This is a genomic window from Actinoalloteichus caeruleus DSM 43889, from assembly GCF_000429185.2.
GTDB classification, from domain to species: Bacteria; Actinomycetota; Actinomycetes; order Mycobacteriales; family Pseudonocardiaceae; genus Actinoalloteichus_B; species Actinoalloteichus_B caeruleus.
In genome coordinates, this window is record NZ_AUBJ02000001.1 from 3,159,788 (window position 1) to 3,175,369 (window position 15,582).

Annotated in this window: 14 protein-coding genes; 7 read left to right on the forward strand and 7 right to left on the reverse strand. The window is 73.9% G+C overall.

Annotated features, from left to right (window positions below):
• Positions 1 to 73 precede the first annotated feature (73 nt).
• Positions 74 to 2,632 carry an alpha-glucan family phosphorylase gene (gene glgP / locus G443_RS12005; RefSeq protein WP_026417181.1) on the reverse strand — a complete coding sequence of 853 codons (2,559 nt, stop codon included), beginning with the start codon at positions 2,630 to 2,632 and terminating at the stop codon, positions 74 to 76.
• Between the two features lie 567 nt (positions 2,633 to 3,199).
• Here glgP and G443_RS12010 point away from each other — a divergent pair.
• The 5 genes from G443_RS12010 (at position 3,200) to bcp (ending at position 7,293) form a co-directional block, all read left to right on the forward strand.
• Positions 3,200 to 3,403, forward strand: a complete 204-nt coding sequence (locus G443_RS12010; RefSeq protein ID WP_026417182.1) for a hypothetical protein — start codon at positions 3,200 to 3,202, stop codon at positions 3,401 to 3,403.
• Positions 3,404 to 3,955: 552 nt separating this feature from the next.
• Positions 3,956 to 4,711, forward strand: coding sequence for an ATP-binding cassette domain-containing protein (locus tag G443_RS12015; protein WP_035291270.1), 756 nt, complete (start codon positions 3,956 to 3,958; stop codon positions 4,709 to 4,711).
• Positions 4,704 to 5,954, forward strand: coding sequence for a DUF7224 domain-containing protein (locus G443_RS12020; protein WP_155886009.1), 1,251 nt, complete (start codon positions 4,704 to 4,706; stop codon positions 5,952 to 5,954). Before G443_RS12015 ends, G443_RS12020 begins: the two co-directional genes overlap by 8 nt.
• A complete protein-coding gene (locus tag G443_RS12025; RefSeq protein ID WP_026417185.1) occupies positions 5,951 to 6,547 on the forward strand; it encodes a hypothetical protein in 597 nt (198 codons plus the stop codon). Before G443_RS12020 ends, G443_RS12025 begins: the two co-directional genes overlap by 4 nt.
• Before the next feature lie 272 nt (positions 6,548 to 6,819).
• Positions 6,820 to 7,293 (forward strand): thioredoxin-dependent thiol peroxidase, encoded by a 474-nt coding sequence (bcp, locus tag G443_RS12030; protein ID WP_026417186.1) that lies wholly within the window; start codon positions 6,820 to 6,822, stop codon positions 7,291 to 7,293.
• A 396-nt stretch (positions 7,294 to 7,689) separates the two neighbouring features.
• Here the strand turns inward: bcp and rdgB are convergent, their stop codons facing one another.
• Positions 7,690 to 8,340, reverse strand: a complete 651-nt coding sequence (gene rdgB / locus G443_RS12035) for an RdgB/HAM1 family non-canonical purine NTP pyrophosphatase (protein ID WP_026417187.1) — start codon at positions 8,338 to 8,340, stop codon at positions 7,690 to 7,692.
• Entirely contained in the window at positions 8,337 to 9,092 is a 756-nt protein-coding gene (gene rph / locus G443_RS12040; RefSeq protein ID WP_026417188.1) for a ribonuclease PH, read from the reverse strand. The genes rdgB and rph overlap by 4 nt, the downstream gene beginning before the upstream one ends.
• 244 nt (positions 9,093 to 9,336) lie before the next feature.
• Here rph and G443_RS12045 point away from each other — a divergent pair, with 244 nt between their 5' ends.
• Positions 9,337 to 10,422: a magnesium transporter CorA family protein gene (locus G443_RS12045; RefSeq protein WP_026417189.1), complete on the forward strand. Its 1,086-nt coding sequence runs from the start codon at positions 9,337 to 9,339 to the stop codon at positions 10,420 to 10,422.
• 175 nt (positions 10,423 to 10,597) lie between these two features.
• Here G443_RS12045 and G443_RS12050 read toward each other — a convergent pair whose 3' ends face one another.
• From G443_RS12050 to G443_RS12060, 3 genes are all read right to left on the reverse strand, one after another.
• Complete coding sequence (locus G443_RS12050; protein ID WP_026417190.1) at positions 10,598 to 11,371, reverse strand: MBL fold metallo-hydrolase; 774 nt, start codon at positions 11,369 to 11,371, stop codon at positions 10,598 to 10,600.
• Between the two features lie 101 nt (positions 11,372 to 11,472).
• Complete coding sequence (gene murI / locus G443_RS12055; protein ID WP_035273341.1) at positions 11,473 to 12,291, reverse strand: glutamate racemase; 819 nt, start codon at positions 12,289 to 12,291, stop codon at positions 11,473 to 11,475.
• 35 nt (positions 12,292 to 12,326) lie between these two features.
• Positions 12,327 to 12,968, reverse strand: coding sequence for a rhomboid family intramembrane serine protease (locus G443_RS12060; RefSeq protein WP_026417191.1), 642 nt, complete (start codon positions 12,966 to 12,968; stop codon positions 12,327 to 12,329).
• A gap of 259 nt (positions 12,969 to 13,227) precedes the next feature.
• Between G443_RS12060 and G443_RS12065 the strand changes: the two genes are divergently transcribed.
• Positions 13,228 to 14,142, forward strand: a complete 915-nt coding sequence (locus G443_RS12065) for an SMP-30/gluconolactonase/LRE family protein (protein ID WP_308208851.1) — start codon at positions 13,228 to 13,230, stop codon at positions 14,140 to 14,142.
• A gap of 468 nt (positions 14,143 to 14,610) precedes the next feature.
• Here the strand turns inward: G443_RS12065 and G443_RS12070 are convergent, their stop codons facing one another.
• On the reverse strand, positions 14,611 to 15,561 hold the full coding sequence (locus tag G443_RS12070; protein WP_026417193.1) for a PLP-dependent cysteine synthase family protein: 951 nt from the start codon (positions 15,559 to 15,561) through the stop codon (positions 14,611 to 14,613).
• Between the last annotated feature and the right edge of the window lie 21 nt (positions 15,562 to 15,582).

Sequence of the window (15,582 nt, forward strand, 5' to 3'; positions counted from 1 at the left end):
GGAAGGGCGGTGAACCCGCGAGCCGACCGCGCGCTGGGCCGCCGCGTGCTGGGCCGCGCCGCGCGTCGGGACGTCAGCCGGCCAGCACCACCAGGCCCAGTTCGGCCGGTTCGGTGAGCAGCCCGTGGCGGGGCAGGACCCGGACCGTGTAGCCGGTGGCCCCGGCGTGCGGCAACACCACCTCGCCCCGGAAGGAACCGTCCTCCGTCCTGCGCATGTCGGCGGTGACCACCTCGTGCAGCTCGCCGTCCTCGTCCACCCGACCCACGACGGCCTGCACCATGACGTCCTCGTCGGTCAGCCCGGCCAGCTCGACGCGGCTGGTCACCGTCACCTCGGCCCCCAGCAGCGGCACGGACTCGCCGTCGTAGGACAGGTCGCTGTCCAGCACCCGCACCTCCGGCCACGCGGCCTCCACGCGGGAGCGGAACCCCGCCACCTCCCGGGCACCCCGGTAGTCGTCGGCCGACATGGTGCCCGCCGACCGGGCCGCCGGCAGGTAGCAGCCCTCGACGTACTCGCGCACCATCCGGCTGGCCTGCACCCTGGGCCCCAGCGTGGTCAGGGTGTGGCGCACCATCGACATCCACCGCGTCGGCACGCCGTCCTCCCGCCGCTCGTAGAACAACGGGGTCACCTCGTCGGTGAGCAAGCGGTAGAGCGCGGAGGCCTCCAGGTCGTCCCGCCGTCGGGGGTCGGTGACCCCGTCGGCGGTGGGGATGGACCAGCCGTTGCGACCGTCCTGGAACTCGTCCCACCACCCGTCCCGCACGGACAGGTTCAGGCCGCCGTTGAGCGCCGCCTTCATCCCGGACGTGCCGCAGGCCTCCAGCGGGCGCAGCGGGTTGTTCAACCACACGTCGCAGCCCCAGTAGAGGTACCGGGCGAGGGACATGTCGTAGCCGGGCAGGAAGACGATCCGGTGCCGCACCTCGGGGTCGTCGGCGAAGCGCACCACCTGTTGGATCAGCGCCTTGCCGCCCTCGTCGGCGGGGTGGGACTTGCCGGCCACCACGAGCTGCACCGGCCGGTCCGGGTCGAGCAGGATGGACCGCAGCCGGTCCGGGTCGCGCAGCATCAGCGTCAGCCGCTTGTAGGTGGGGACGCGGCGGGCGAAGCCGATGGTGAGGACGTCCGGGTCGAACACCGACTCGGTCCAGTCCAGTTCCAGTTCGGACGCTCCCCGGTGCAGCCAGGCGTCCCGCAGCCTCCGCCGCACCTCGGCGACGAGCCGTTCCCGCAGGGTGCAGCGGATCTCCCACAGCAACGCGTCGGTGATCGGTTCGACCCCGCGCAGCCTGCTGGCGTGTTCCAACGCCGAGTCGGCGTCCCCGAAGAGCCGGTTGATCTCCCGGGCCGACCAGGTCGGGCCGTGCACACCGTTGGTGACGGAGGTGATCGGCACCTCCTCGGCGTCGAACCCGGGCCACTGCCCCCGGAACATGTCCCGCAGGACCCGGCCGTGGAGCTGGGACACCCCGTTGGCCCGCTGCGCGAGCCGCAGCCCCATGTTGGCCATGTTGAACATGTTCGGGTTGTCCTCGGCGCCCAGCGCGAGGACCCGCCGGGTGCTGACACCGGGCAGCAGGTCGTGGTCGCCGCCGTCGCCGAAGTAGTGGCGGACCATGTCGACCCGGTACCGGTCGATGCCGGCCGGGACGGGGGTGTGGGTGGTGAAGACCGTTCCGGCGCGGACGGCGGCAAGGGTCTGGTCGAAGTCCAGACCCTCCTGTTCGGTGAGTTCCCGGATGCGCTCCAGGCCGAGGAAACCGGCGTGCCCCTCGTTGGTGTGGAACACCTCGGGTTGGGGGTGGCCGGTGAGCTGGCAGTAGGCGCGGACCGCCCGCATCCCGCCGATCCCGGCCAGGATCTCCTGCTGGATGCGGTGGTCCTGGTCGCCCCCGTAGAGCCGGTCGGTGATGCCGCGCAGCTCCGGCTCGTTCTCGGGCAGGTCGGTGTCCAGCAGCAGCAGCGGCACCCGCCCGACCCTCGCCTGCCAGATCCGGGCGCGCAGCACGCGGCCCCGGGGCATCGCCACCCGCACCAGGACGGGAGCGCCCTCGGCGTCGGTGAGCTGTTCGAGGGGCAGCGCGCGGGGGTCGATCAGCGGGTAGTGCTCGACCTGCCACCCGTCCGGCGACAGCGACTGGCGGAAGTAGCCGGACCGGTAGAGCAGGCCCACGGCCACCAGGGGGACGCCCAGGTCGGAGCAGGCCTTCAGGTGGTCGCCGGCGAGCACGCCGAGCCCACCGGAGTAGTTCGGCAGCGCCTCGGTGACGCCGAACTCCATCGAGAAGTAGGCGACGGCGGCCGGCAGGTCACCCAGCTCCTCCTGGCGGCGCTGGTACCAGCGCTGCTCGGTGAGGTACCGGCGCAGGTCGTCGTCGAGGGCGCGGGTCTGGGAGAGGAAGTTCTCGTCGCGGGCCAACTGCTCCAGGCGTTCCGCCCGCACCTCGCCGAGCAGCCGCAGCGGGTCGCCCTTCACCGTCGCCCAGGCCCGGGGGGAGATCGAGGCGAACAGGTCCTGGGTCGGCGGGTGCCAGGTCCAGCGCAGGTTCGTGGCCAGGGTGCCCAGGGCGCGCAGGGGCTCGGGCAGGTGAGCTCGGACGGTGAAGCGACGCACAGCTTTCACGAATGCGGACCCTATCTGTCCGGTAGCGGACGTGGTGGTGACGCGGGAGTGACGGGCGCCGCCTTTCCCGGGCTGGTGTGGCGACCCGGGTGGAGCGCGGCCCGGGGTGGGCGGTCGGCGCGCTGGTGCGGCGGGGCGGCGCCTGCCACGACGTCGCGACCGTCCACCCGGCGCACCATCCGCCCCAGGCGCCCGTTCCGTCTCACCCGCTGCCTACCAGATGGGCAGAGTGCCACCACCGGGTTCACCCGTCCGACGCGATGCCCCCCTTTCGTGTTCTCGGGGAGTGATCGGCGGCCGGGTGGGTACGGGGTTCCGCCGCACCCGGCGCGGCGGACGCGGCGCCGCCGGCGGAGGCCGGCGTCTCCCCCTGCGTGGGCGCGGTGGATGCGCTCGCGGGCCCCCGGCGCGGGGTGACGGTCGGCGACCAGCCCTTCCAGCAGGACGTTTGCGGGTGACCCACCCGGGGGTAGTCGCGGATTCGAGTAGCCATCGCCGCCTGACGGGGTGACGATGTCTTACCTAGAGCGACCGCACGGTCACCGGAACTCACTGGGGAGGTCGGGCATGGGTCTACGTTTCTACGTGATCAGCGCTGCGGCGCTCATCACCTCCGCGGTCGTGGGAATCCTGCTGGGGGCGGTGGTGACCACGCTGCACTCGGACGTGACCCGCATCGAGACGTCCGTGATCACCCCGGCCGCCGACCACGACGTCCCCAGTCAGGAGAACGCCCCGGAGCCCCGACTGGCCACCGTGCCGGAACGCTGACCCGCCCCCGGCCGCACCGCCGCCCGCCCCGGCGGCCGCCGACCAGCCGCCCGCCCCAGGGCACCGGGCTCCCCCGTTCCCGCGTCGCCGTGCTCCCGCGCTGGCCCACCCGGTGCCACCGGTGGGCCGCGATCGCCCACCACCCCGGCTGACCCGAACCCGCGCTACCGCCGCACCGACCGCGACCACAGGCCTCGACCCACTCCCGCGTCGCCGAGCCCCCGGTTCCCGGCTCCGACACGGTGCCGTTTCCGGGCGCCGGCCTCCCGATCGTGAAACCGAGGCGTGCGGTCCTCCGCCGACCGCGAGCGGGCGCACGACGGAGCCAGCGGAGTGGGCCACGAGTCGGGGCGTGCGTGCTCCCGAATCCACCGCCCCCCTCCCCGAGCCCCCGCCCTCTCCGCGCTCGATGGCGCTGGCCGACCCGAAGCCTCCGGAGGACGACGGTCGGGTCACCGGAAACCCTCGGACGCCCCGAATCTCCCCGGACCGAATTCTCGCCGAGGCCTGGTGGATAACCTGTGGGAAATTCAGGGAAAGGCATATTCGGCAATGTTGACGGCACACGGGATAACCTTCTCCTACGACGGGAGGAAATCGACCCTGACCGATGTGAGCATTCACGTGCGCTCCGGACGAACCATTGTTCTTGGGCCGAACGGCGCAGGGAAGACGACGTTGTTGAACGTCCTCGCGGGCAACGTGAGCGCACGTGCGGGCAGTGTCGCGCTGTCCGTCGGCGACGGTGTTCCACCGGTCCAGCCCCGCGACCGCGCCCGGTACGCCCGCGCGGTGGGGTGGTTGCCGCAACGGGCCACCCCGGTGCGGGGCCTCCGCGTGCGCGAACAGGTCGCCTACTCGGGCTGGCTGAAGGGCATGTCCAGGACCACCGCCTGGGAGGCGGCGCTGCCCGCGCTGGACCAGGTGGGGATGGCCGCGCACGCCCAGGACAGGGCCAACCGGCTCTCCGGCGGGCAGCTCCGCCGGGTCACCCTCGCCCAGTGCCTGGTGCACGGGTCCCGGGTGCTGCTCCTGGACGAACCGACCGCCGGGCTCGACCCGCGAGAACGGGACCGGTTCGCCGAGATCCTCCTCGGGTTGCCCGCCGAGGTCGCGGTCGTCGTGTCCACCCACGATGTCGTCGACCTCGTGGAGGTCGTCGGCCAGGTGGTGGTGCTGAACGGGGGTCGGGTCGTGTTCACGGGAACTCCGGCCGAGTTCCTCGACCACGGCGACCCGTCGCTGCCGGCATCCCGCCAGGCGGCCTCCGCCTATTCGGCGCTGGTCGAGGAGCGGACCCATGCCTAGGACCCCGGTGCTCTGGCGCGGCTCGCTGTTCCCGCTGGCCGCCCCGGCCCTCGCGCTCTTCTCCTGGCTCTGGGTCAACTCCCAGCTGGCGACCGAGGACCGGTACTGGGCGGCTGGCTCGGCCACCGCCACCTCGGCCGCCTTCCTCCTCGGCCCGCTGACCGCCGCGCTCGCGGCCCGCGAGGTGGGGCGGGTCCGAGATGCCAGCGCGGTGTTCGGGCGTCCGGTCCGGACCCCGGCCCGGGTCGTGGTGGACGCCGTCGCGCCCGCCACCGCCGCGGGCCTGGTCGGGGTGCTCGCCGCCTACCTGACCGCCTCCTGGCACCTGCTGGGAGTTCCCGGCGGGCCCGACGGACGGTTCGTCCTGCTCGCCGTGCTGGTGGTCGTCGCGCACACGGCCGTCGGCGCCGCGTTCGGTTGGTGGTCGCGGCCCCTCATCGCCATCCCCTCCTGCTTCATCCTGCTGTACTGCTGGATGGCGCTCCCGATCGGCGTGGAGCCGATGTGGCTCCGCCACCTCACGGGTTTCACCGACTGGGGGCTCGCCGTCTACCTGGAGGTGGATCCCGCCGGGGTGTGGGCTCCGATCCTCGTCAACGGTGGCGTCCTCGTCGCGTTCGCCCTCGCCCTCGCCTGCTCCGCCCCCGACCGGAGCCCGAGGTCCACCGCCACGGGTGCCGTCCTCTGCGCGGCTGTCCTCGTTCCCGCCCTCGCGGGCGGGATCTCCACCGCGAGGCACCTCGGCCCGGACCCGGTCGTTCTCCGGGCGGCTCCCGACGAGTGCTTCGACGGTCCCGTCACCCTCTGCGTCTACCCCGAGGACCTCGACAGGGTCGAGGAGATCCGGGCGGGCGTGGATCTCGCCGTGGCCGAGCTGACCTCGCGGGGTTTCCCGGCACCCACCCGCGCGATCCACGGCGTGGGTGCCGACGACGAGGAGACCTGGACGTTCACCATGAACGCCTTCTCGTCCCCGGAGAGCCTGGCCAGTTCGATCGTCGCCGCTCAGGTCCCCTCCATGCCGGAAGGCTGCGGCGGCATGGGCACGTACCTCACCTACTACCTGGCCCTGGACTGGCTGACCACCGCTGAGGACGAGTTCGACGATCCGGAGCTGAACGAGCACTGGGCGGCGCTGCACCGGCTCCCCGAGGAGGACCAGCTCGCGTGGTTCCACGGTGCCCGGGACGCGGTGGCCGCCTGCGGGTCCCACCTGGACGCGCTCGGGCCGGAGGTGTCGTGAGGTTCTGGGCGACCAACCGGGCCCTGCCCGTCGTCACCGGGATGTGGTTGGTGACGCTCGTCCTCGTGGCGCCCTTCGGGTCCACCCTCGTCCCCACGCCCAACGTCCTGGGCGGCATCGCCCTCGCGCTCCCGGCGGCGGTCCTGATCCCCCTGCTCTGCTCGGGGTCCGTCGCCTACCTGCTGTCGAGGGCACCCCGGGACTGGGAGGCGAACGCGGTGCGTCCGGTTCGGGTGTACGACAGCGCCTTCCTGGTGGCGCTCGGCGGCCTGTACGGGGTCCTGTGCCTGGCCCTCCACGTCACGGACCTCCAACCGACGGCGGTGATCGCCGCCCGCAACGCCCTCGGGTTCACCGGGCTGGCCCTGCTGGTGTCCCGGTTCTCCACCGCCGTCTCGGCGGCCACGGTGCCCACCCTGTACGCGGTGGCCGCCATGGTGTTGGGCGACCGGGGGCGGTCCTGGTGGGCGTGGCCGGTGTCCGACGTGTTCTCGGTGCGGGCGCTGGGCCTGGCGGTGCTGGTGTTCGTCCTCGGGGTGGTGGCGCACGCCTGGCTCCCCGATTGGCTCCGGCGCCGCCAGGTCGCCCGCTGACCCGGCCCGTCAGCGCGGGGGCGCACGCGGTCCGACGCGTGCGCCCCCGCCGGGTGGCACGACCGCCCGGTGGCACGACCGCCGGGTGGCACGACCGCCGGGTGGCCCGCCACCGCGCATGCCCGGGGCGCGGGTCGAACGCCAGGTGTCCCGGGGCCGGAGGCCGTGGAGACCCGCACACCCGCGTGGCACGAGTCGCTGACCGACCGCCGCGAGGGGAGCCCAGGAGGCGGGTGGGCCGGCCGGGGCACCCGCCCTCTACGGTGGCCGGCATGAGCGAGCAGCAGCGGCTGGCCGACGGCGACGTCGCGCCCGACTTCACCCTCACCTCGGCCGACGGCGACCAGGTCTCCCTCTCCGACTACCGGGGCCAGCGGGTGCTGGTGTACTTCTACCCCGCCGCCGGCACCCCCGGCTGCACGAAGCAGGCCTGCGACTTCCGGGACAACCTCGCCGAGCTGTCCGAGGCCGGCCTGTCGGTGATCGGGATCTCCCCGGACAAGCCGGAGAAGCTCGCGAAGTTCCGGGACGCCGAGAACCTGACCTTCCCGTTGCTCTCCGACCCGGAGAAGGCGGTGCTCACCGCCTGGGGCGCCTTCGGGGAGAAGCAGATGTACGGGAAGACGGTCACCGGGGTCATCCGCTCCACCTTCGTGGTGGACGAGGAGGGCCGGATCGCGACCGCCCTGTACAACGTGCGCGCCACCGGCCACGTCGCCAAGCTCCGGCGGGACCTGAGGATCTGAGGGCGAGCACGCCGGAGGCGGGCCGCCACCACCCGGTGCGCGGTCCCGCCGGCCAGGCCTCCCGTTCCCGATCAGGGATCTCGACCGCCGACCTCGCCGGCCGGGCCTGCCGAGGAACGCGGCCGCCCACGTCGGCGGGCGCAGCCCGGGCGGGAGCGCCGACCCGGCCGGCGAGGCGCGCGGGCGGTCAGCGGGAAGCACCCGGCGGTCACCGCCGGCGCGGCGCTCGGCACGAGCGGCCGAAGACCCCTGCCGACCGGGACGCCGCTGGTCGAGCCCGGGCCGGGCACCGCCGGCGCCCCCAGGACCGACCGGGCTGGACCCGCCCACTCCCCTCGGGGCGTGCCGGGCGAGCGCGAGATCCGGTGATCCGGCGCCAGCGTCGTGGTTCCCCGATCAGCTCTCGGCGAGGGCGAGCAGGGCTGGCAGCATCGCGCGCAGGGCGCGCCCCCGGTGGGAATGGGCGTCCTTCTCCTCGGCGGTGAGCTCCGCCGAGGTCCGCCCCTCACCCTCCGGCTGGAAGATCGGGTCGTAACCGAACCCGTTCCCGCCCCGGGGCTCCCGGGTGAGGCGGCCCCGCCACTCCCCGCGCACCACGATCTCCGAGTCGGTGCCCTCCGGCCCGCCACCGGGAACGACCAGGGCGGCGGCGGACACGAAGGCCGCCCCCCGGCGTTCCTCCGGCACGTCGGCGGTCTGCGCGAGCACGAGTTCGAGGTTCGCCAGGTCGTCGCCGTGCCGCCCCGCCCAGCGGGCCGACAACACCCCCGGCATCCCGTTCAGCGCGTCCACCGCGAGCCCGGAGTCGTCGGCGACCGAGGGGAGCCCGGAGGCCCGCGCGGCGGCCCGCGCCTTGATCAGCGCGTTCTCCTCGAAGGTCGCGCCCGTCTCCGGTTCCTCCGGGAACTCGGGCACGTCGCCGAGGCCGACGACCACCAGGTCCCGCACGTGCGCGGTGAGGAGGATGCGCCGCAGTTCGTCGAGCTTCTTCGTGTTGCGGGACGCCACCAGCAGCCGGTGCGCCGACCCCGGGTCGCGCCCCGTCACTTCGCCGCCCCCGGCAGCTCCCCCGGGTAGGGCAGGGCCAGCGCCTCGGCCTGGATCTCGGTCAACCGCGCGCAACCCGCGATCGCGTAGTCGAGCATGGTGTCCATCGTGGACCGGGTGAAGGTCGCGCCCTCGCCGGTGCCCTGCACCTCGATGAGCGTCCCGGTGTCGGAGGCGACCACGTTCATGTCGACCTCGGCGCGGGAGTCCTCCTCGTAGGGCAGGTCGAGCCGGACCCGGCCGTCGACCACGCCGACGCTCACGGCGGCCACCGCGCAGGACAGCGGCTTGGGGTCGGCGAGCCGTTTCGCCGCGCCCAGCCAGGTGATCGCGTCGGCCAGCGCGACGTAGGCGCCGGTGATCGCGGCGGTCCGGGTGCCGCCGTCGGCCTGGATGACGTCGCAGTCGATCGCGATCGTGTTCTCCCCGATCGCGGACATGTCGAGGCAGGCGCGCAACGCGCGGCCGACGAGCCGGCTGATCTCGTGGGTCCGGCCGCCGACCCGACCCTTGACCGACTCCCGGGAACTCCGGGTGTGGGTCGCCGAGGGCAACATGGCGTACTCGGCCGTCACCCAGCCCAGCCCGGAACCGGCACGCCACCTCGGCACGCCCTCCTGCACGCTGGCGGCGCACAGCACGCGGGTCCGCCCGAACTCCACGAGCACGGAACCGGCGGGCCACTGCTGGTATCCCCTGGTGATCCGAACATCCCGGAGAGCGTCGTCCTGTCGACCATCCGCACGAGCCATTCGGTCACCCTAGGACATCGGCGGCCCGCGACCGGAGTCGACTCGACGGGCCGGCACGCGCCCCCGCGCCCCGACCACCAGGGCCGGGGACCACCCACCGCCACGCCGGCGGGAGCGACGTCGAGCGAGCCAGCCGGGGTCGCCGGCCTCGGCGTCGCACCACACCGGAGGGGGGCCACCCCGGTGACACACCCGCTGCCACGGTCCGCGTCGATCCGGTCACCGGGGGCTAGCATCCGCTGTCGTGGCCGCGAACCGGGTGTACCGGGACGGGGTCCTGGCTGGGGAGGACGTCGCCGAGGACGAACTGGCGGCCCTCCTCCGCGAGGGCTCCGCCCTCGTCTGGCTCGACCTGCCAGCCCCCAGCCGTTCGACCCTGGAGCGGCTGGCGGACAAGCTCGGCCTGCACGAGCTGGCGGTGGAGGACGCCGGGCAGGAGCGGCAGCGCCCGAAGCTCGACCGCTACGACAACCACCTGTTCCTCGTCGTCTTCGCGACGAGCCTTCGAACGGCGGTCAGCGGACCGGCCGGGGCCGCCGGCGACCGCACCGGGATGGACACCGCCCCCGTGGCGCGGAGCGGGCCGGGCGGGACGACCCCGGCACCGGGCCAGCAGGGCGATGACGCGGAGGGCCGCGTCCACCTCTCGGAGGTGGACGTGTTCGTGACGGCGAACGCGCTCATCACGGTCCGTCGGTCCCCCGGGCTGGACCTGGACCGGCTGCGGGACCGGTGGGACACCGGCCCGGGGCGTGACGCGCAGACCGTCGACTCCCTGCTGTACGGGTTGCTCGACGTCGTCGTCGACGGGCACTTCGACGTGGTCCAGTCCTTCGACGACCAACTGGAGGACCTGGAGACGATGCTCTTCGAGGAGCACACCGACATGCGCCGCGCGCAGCGCGTCTCGTTCCGCACGCGGAAGGACATGCTGGCGGTGCGGCGGGTGGTGCTGCCCATGCGCGAGGTGCTCGGCGGCCTGATGCGGGACTCGACCGGGCTCGTCGGGGACCGGATGACGCCCTACTACCAGGACGTCCACGACCACGTGCTCCGGGCCACCGAGTGGTTGGAGGGGGTGCGGGAACTGGCCAGCACGCTGCGGGAGACCCAGTTGGCGCTCCAGGGCAACCGGCTCAACGTCGTCATGAAGAAGGTGACGAGCTGGGCGGCGATCATCGCCGTGCCGACCGCCATCACCGGCTTCTACGGGCAGAACCTGCCCTACCCCGGGTACCTGGACCACGGCGGCGTCGTCACGTCCTCGATCCTCATCGTGGTCACCTCCGTCGCGCTGTACCTGCTGTTCACCCGGCGGGGCTGGCTCTGACGGAGCCGAGAGGGCCGGCGCGGCCCGCCGGTCGTTCCCACCGGTCGTTCCCACCGGGTGTCGGAGCGGGGACCCGACCACCTCCGCCCGGCTCGGCGCCGCTCCGCCGCGCCGGGGAGCGCTCCGCCGGTCGCTCCTCGCGGTGGTGGCGCGGCGGCTCGGCCGGCGGGCTCCCTCACACCTCGTGGCGCGCGCCCGGCTCCGCCAGTTCGGTGGGCCCGCCGAAGGCCAGCGAGGCCTCGGCGGCGACCTCCGAGGCGTCCTCCCAGGGGGCGACGTGGGTGACCAGCAGCCGACGCGCCCCCGCCCGCCTCGCGAGTTCCCCGGCCTGCCGGCCCGACAGGTGCAGGCCGGGCGGGGCGCCCTGGCGGTGCGGCCAGGTCGCCTCGGCGAGCAGCAGGTCGGCGTGTTCCGCGAGACGTCGGACGGTCGGACCACCGCCCGTGTCCCCCGTGTAGGCGAGGACCCGGTCGCCGTGCCGGACGCGGAACCCGAACGCCGGGCAGGAGTGGGGAACGGGGAACGCGCTGACCTCCAGGTCACCGATCACGGCCGGGGTCGCGGTGAGGTCCTCCAGGTCGTGGAAGTCGAGGACGTCGGTCAGGTCCGTGGTCGCGGCCGACCCGGGTTCGGCGGCGTAGAGGCCGGCGAGCCGCCGCGCGGCGCCGCGCGGCGCGTGGACGGGCAGGCGCCGCGCGGGCCGGGGACGGCGCGGCTGGTGGCGGAGGGCGACGACCAACGCGGCCAGGTCGGCGCAGTGGTCGACGTGCAGGTGGGAGAGCAGGACCGCGTCCAGCTCGAACGGGTCGACGTGGCCGGTCAGCGGGCCGAGGGTGCCGTTGCCCAGGTCGAGGGCGATCCGGGTCCGCCCGGTCGTCACCAGGTAGCCGGAGGCGGGCGAGGTGGGTGAGGGCACGCTGCCGGCGCAGCCGAGGACCGTCAACAACATGCCCTCAGCCTGCCGGAACCGGGCGGCCCGAGCCGCACGACCCGGACCCGCGTCCGACGCGGGCTGCCGTCGTGGGGGACGGGGTCCTGCCGAGCGGCGGTTCAGCCGGCGGCGGCCGGCACGGCCGTGCCGGTGCCAGCGAAGTGGGGGCCGAGGAACCGGCGGGCCAGCCGCGCGAAGGGTTCCGCCGGGCCGGTGGCCGAGTAGGACCGCACGGCGGAGTCCACCAGCTCCGAGGGGCGGAGGAGGTCCCGTTCGGTGAGCACCCGGACGACGTCCTTCGCCGTCTCCTCCGCGCTGGACACCAGGGTGACGTCCGGTCCCATCGCGATCTGGATGACGCCGGTCAGCAGCGGGTAGTGGGTGCAGCCGAGCACCACGGTGTCGACGTCGGCGGCCTGGAGGGGTTCCAGGTAGCCCTGCGCCAGACCGAGGACCTGCCGGCCGGAGGTGACGCCCCGCTCCACGAAGTCGACGAACCGGGGGCAGGCCGCGCTGGTCACGGTGACCCTCGGGTTCGCGGCGAAGGCGTCCGGGTAGGCCCGGGACCGCACGGTCGCCTCGGTGCCGATGACGCCGACCCGGCCGGACCTGGTGGCGGAGACGGCGCGGCGGACGGCGGGGACGACCACCTCCACCACCGGGACCGGGTAGCGTTCCCTCGCGTCGCGCAGGCAGGCCGCCGAGGCGCTGTTGCAGGCGATCACCAGCAACTTCACCCCCTGGTCTACCAGGGTGTCTGCGACGGAGAGCGCGTGCTCCCTGATCTCCTCGATGCGCAGCGGACCGTAGGGGCCGTTGGCGGTGTCACCGACGTAGCGGACGTGCTCGGCGGGCAGCTGGTCGGTGATGGCCCTGGCGACGGTGAGCCCACCCACCCCGGAGTCGAAGACGCCGATGGGCGCGTGCGGGTCGGTGATCTCCCGCCACCCCCGGTCGCCGGGTGGTCGGGGCGTCACGGGGACCCGCCGTGGACCCTCGGGCGCGCCGTCCCGGCGCCGGCGCCGCGGCTGTTCGCCCTGGCGACGAACCAGGCGGCCACCAGCCCGCCGATCGCGCCGAAGAGGTGGCCCTGCCAGGAGATCCCCGGCGTGGTGGGCAACACGCCCCACAGCATCCCGCCCCAGACGAAGAAGAGCACCAGGGACACCAGGACCTGGCCGAGCGCCCGGTTCAGGATCCCCCGGACCAGCAGGAACGCCAACCAGCCGAAGATGAGGCCGGACGCGCCGACGTGGGCGGTCCCCACGCCGCCCGTGACCCAGGTGCCGAGCCCGCCCACCAGCCAGATCACGCCGGTGACGGCCGCGAACTGCCCGAACCCGCCGGACATCGCCAGGAACGCCAACACCAGCACCGGCACCGTGTTGCCGAGGAGGTGCGGCCAGCTGCCGTGCAGCAGTGGCGCCCACAGCACCCCGTCGAGGCCGGCGAGCGACAGCGGGAGGATGCCGTGCCGCACCAGCCCACCCCCGGTGAGGCTGTTGACGAGCTGCACCACGTAGAGGAGCGCGACGAACGCGCCGACCACGACGGCGGCCTGTCGGGGATTGGGGGGCAGCACGCGTTTCGCGGGCGGGCGGGGAGAGCTCACCACAGGATCCACACCTCGAGGGTACGCACCGGACCGACTTCGCCCCTCCGGGACGACCCGGGTGCCACCCTGGTTTCCTGGCCGCTCCCCGGTCCGACCGGCGAGGAACGACCCCGTGCGGCGTCGACCTCCGCCCGGACCGCCGCTCCGGTGGAAAACCCCTGAGCAGGGCGCCTGGGCCACCGGGTTGGCGGCAGGTCGACGGCGGACCGTTCACCGCTCGCGACCCTTCCGTCATGATCAGCCGATAGGCTCAGCCGGGTTGACAGGGCTGGTTGACCGCGCGGGGGCGGAGGGTCTGGGCGTGACGGAAACGACGACGTGCGAGGTGGCGGTGGCCGCCCAGGCGGTGCTGGGCGCCGCTCCGACCTGGGACGCGAGCGCCGACTCGCTGTTGTGGGTCGACTCCTTCAGCCAGGAGGTCCACCGGTACCAGCCGGCGAGGGACCAGGACGACGTCCTGTCCGTGCCGCAGATCGTCAGCGCGGCCCGCCCCCGGTCCCGGGGTGGCATCGTCACGAACCTGCGGGACGGGGTCGCGTTGATCGACACCGACAACACCCGCACCTGGCTCGTGTACTGGGCCAGGGACGGGGTGCGTGGCGGCGAGGCGGCGGTGGACCCCTCGGGGCGGCTCTGGGCGACGACGACCCGCGCGGACGGCGGCGGCACCGACGGCTGGCTGGTCAGCGTCGAACCGGACGGGGCGGCGCGGGTCGCCCTGCACGGGGTCGGCCTCGGAGCCGGCCTGGGCTGGAGCCCGGACTGGCGGCTCATGTACTTCGTGGACGCCACCAGCCGTCGCATCGACGTCTTCGACTTCGACGCGTCCACCGGCGCCTTGGGGAACCGCCGGGAGTTCCGGGCCTTCGACCGGTCCGAGGGGCTCCCCGGTGGGATCGCGGTGGACGCCGAGGGCTGCGTCTGGGTGACGATGTACGGCGCGGGCTCGGTGCGGCGCCACACGCCGGACGGGGCGTTCGACCGGGAGTTCCGCCTGCCGGTGAGCCGGCCGACGGCCTGCGCGTTCGGCGGTATCGGGTTCACCGACCTCTACGTCACCTCCGCCCGGCACGGGATGGGCGACCAGCAGCTGGCCGACGAGCCGGAGGCGGGGTCGTTGCTGGTCCTGCCCGACGTGGGTGCCGGACAACCGTCGACGGTGTTCCCGGGCTGAACCGTCCCGGCCTCCGGTCGACGCCGTCCCGGCGGGGCGGCGGCGGAGGACCGGCGGGCGCGCGAGCCCTCGTCGACGCGGGTGCCACGCTGAGCGCCGCCCCGGGGGCGTCGCCCCGGCGGGCTGTCGGTCGAACCCCGGCCCAGCGATCGCCCCAATCCGGCGGCCGGTGAACCAGGGCGGCCCGAGGACACCGTGTGATGGAGGGCGCCGCGGGGAGGACGCGAACGCGTCTCCCCGCTCACCGACCTGCCAAGGGGGCGGCGGAACAGCTCGGTCACGTCGCCGGGACCCGCCTCCCGGGGAACCGACATGGGTCCGGCTCCAGGGGCCGTCCCGCGAGGACGCCGCCCCCCTCCGGACGGACCCGACCGCCACCACGACCCACCCTCCGCGTGCTGCCGGGCGGACCGCCGCCGCCCCGGACCGCCGGTGGGGCCGGTCCACGGCTGAAGGAGCAGCGGGCGGTCACGCCCAGAGCTGGGTGTCCAGGCGTTGGGCCGCGTCGGTCAGGTCACCGCTGTAGGCACCGGTGGACAGGTACTTCCAGCCGCCGTCGGCCACCACGAACGCCACGTCACCGGACTCACCCGCGCCGGCGACCTTCTCGGCCACACCCAGCGCGGCGTGCAGGACGGCGCCGGTGGAGATGCCGGCGAAGATGCCCTCCTCCGTCAGCAGCTGCCGGGTGCGGCGGAGCGCGTCGTAGGAGCCGACGGAGTAGCGGCCGGTGAGGACCTCGGGGTCGTACAGTTCGGGGACGAACCCCTCGTCGAGGTTCCGCAGGCCGTAGACCAGTTCCCCGTAGCGGGGCTCCGCGGCGACGACCTGCACGCCGGGTCGGTGTTCCCGCAGGTAGCGGCCCACGCCGACGAGGGTCCCCGTGGTGCCGAGCCCCCCGACGAAGTGGGTGATCTCCGGCAGGTCGCGCAGGATCTCCGGCCCCGTCGTCGAGTAGTGGGCCTCGGCGTTCGCCGGGTTCCCGTACTGGTAGAGCATGACCCAGTCCGGGTGTTCCTCGGCGAGTTCCTTGGCCACCGCGACGGCCTGGTTCGAACCGCCGGCCGCCGGGGAGAACCTGATCTCCGCGCCGTAGGCGGCCAACAGTTGCCGACGCTCCACCGAGGTGTTCTCCGGCATGACGCAGATGATCCGGTAGCCCCGGAGACGAGCGGCCATCGCCAGCGCGATCCCGGTGTTGCCCGAGGTGGGCTCCAGGATCGTCGCGCCGGGAGTGAGCCGACCGTCCCGTTCGGCCGCCTCCAGCATGGCCAGGGCCGGCCGGTCCTTGATCGAACCCGTCGGGTTGCGGTCCTCCAGCTTCGCCCACAACCGGACGTCCTCGCTGGGTGAGAGGCGGGCGAGCCGCACCAACGGCGTGTCGCCCAGCGCGTCGAGCAGGGAGTCGTATCTGGCCACGGACTGCTCCTTCGTGGGTTC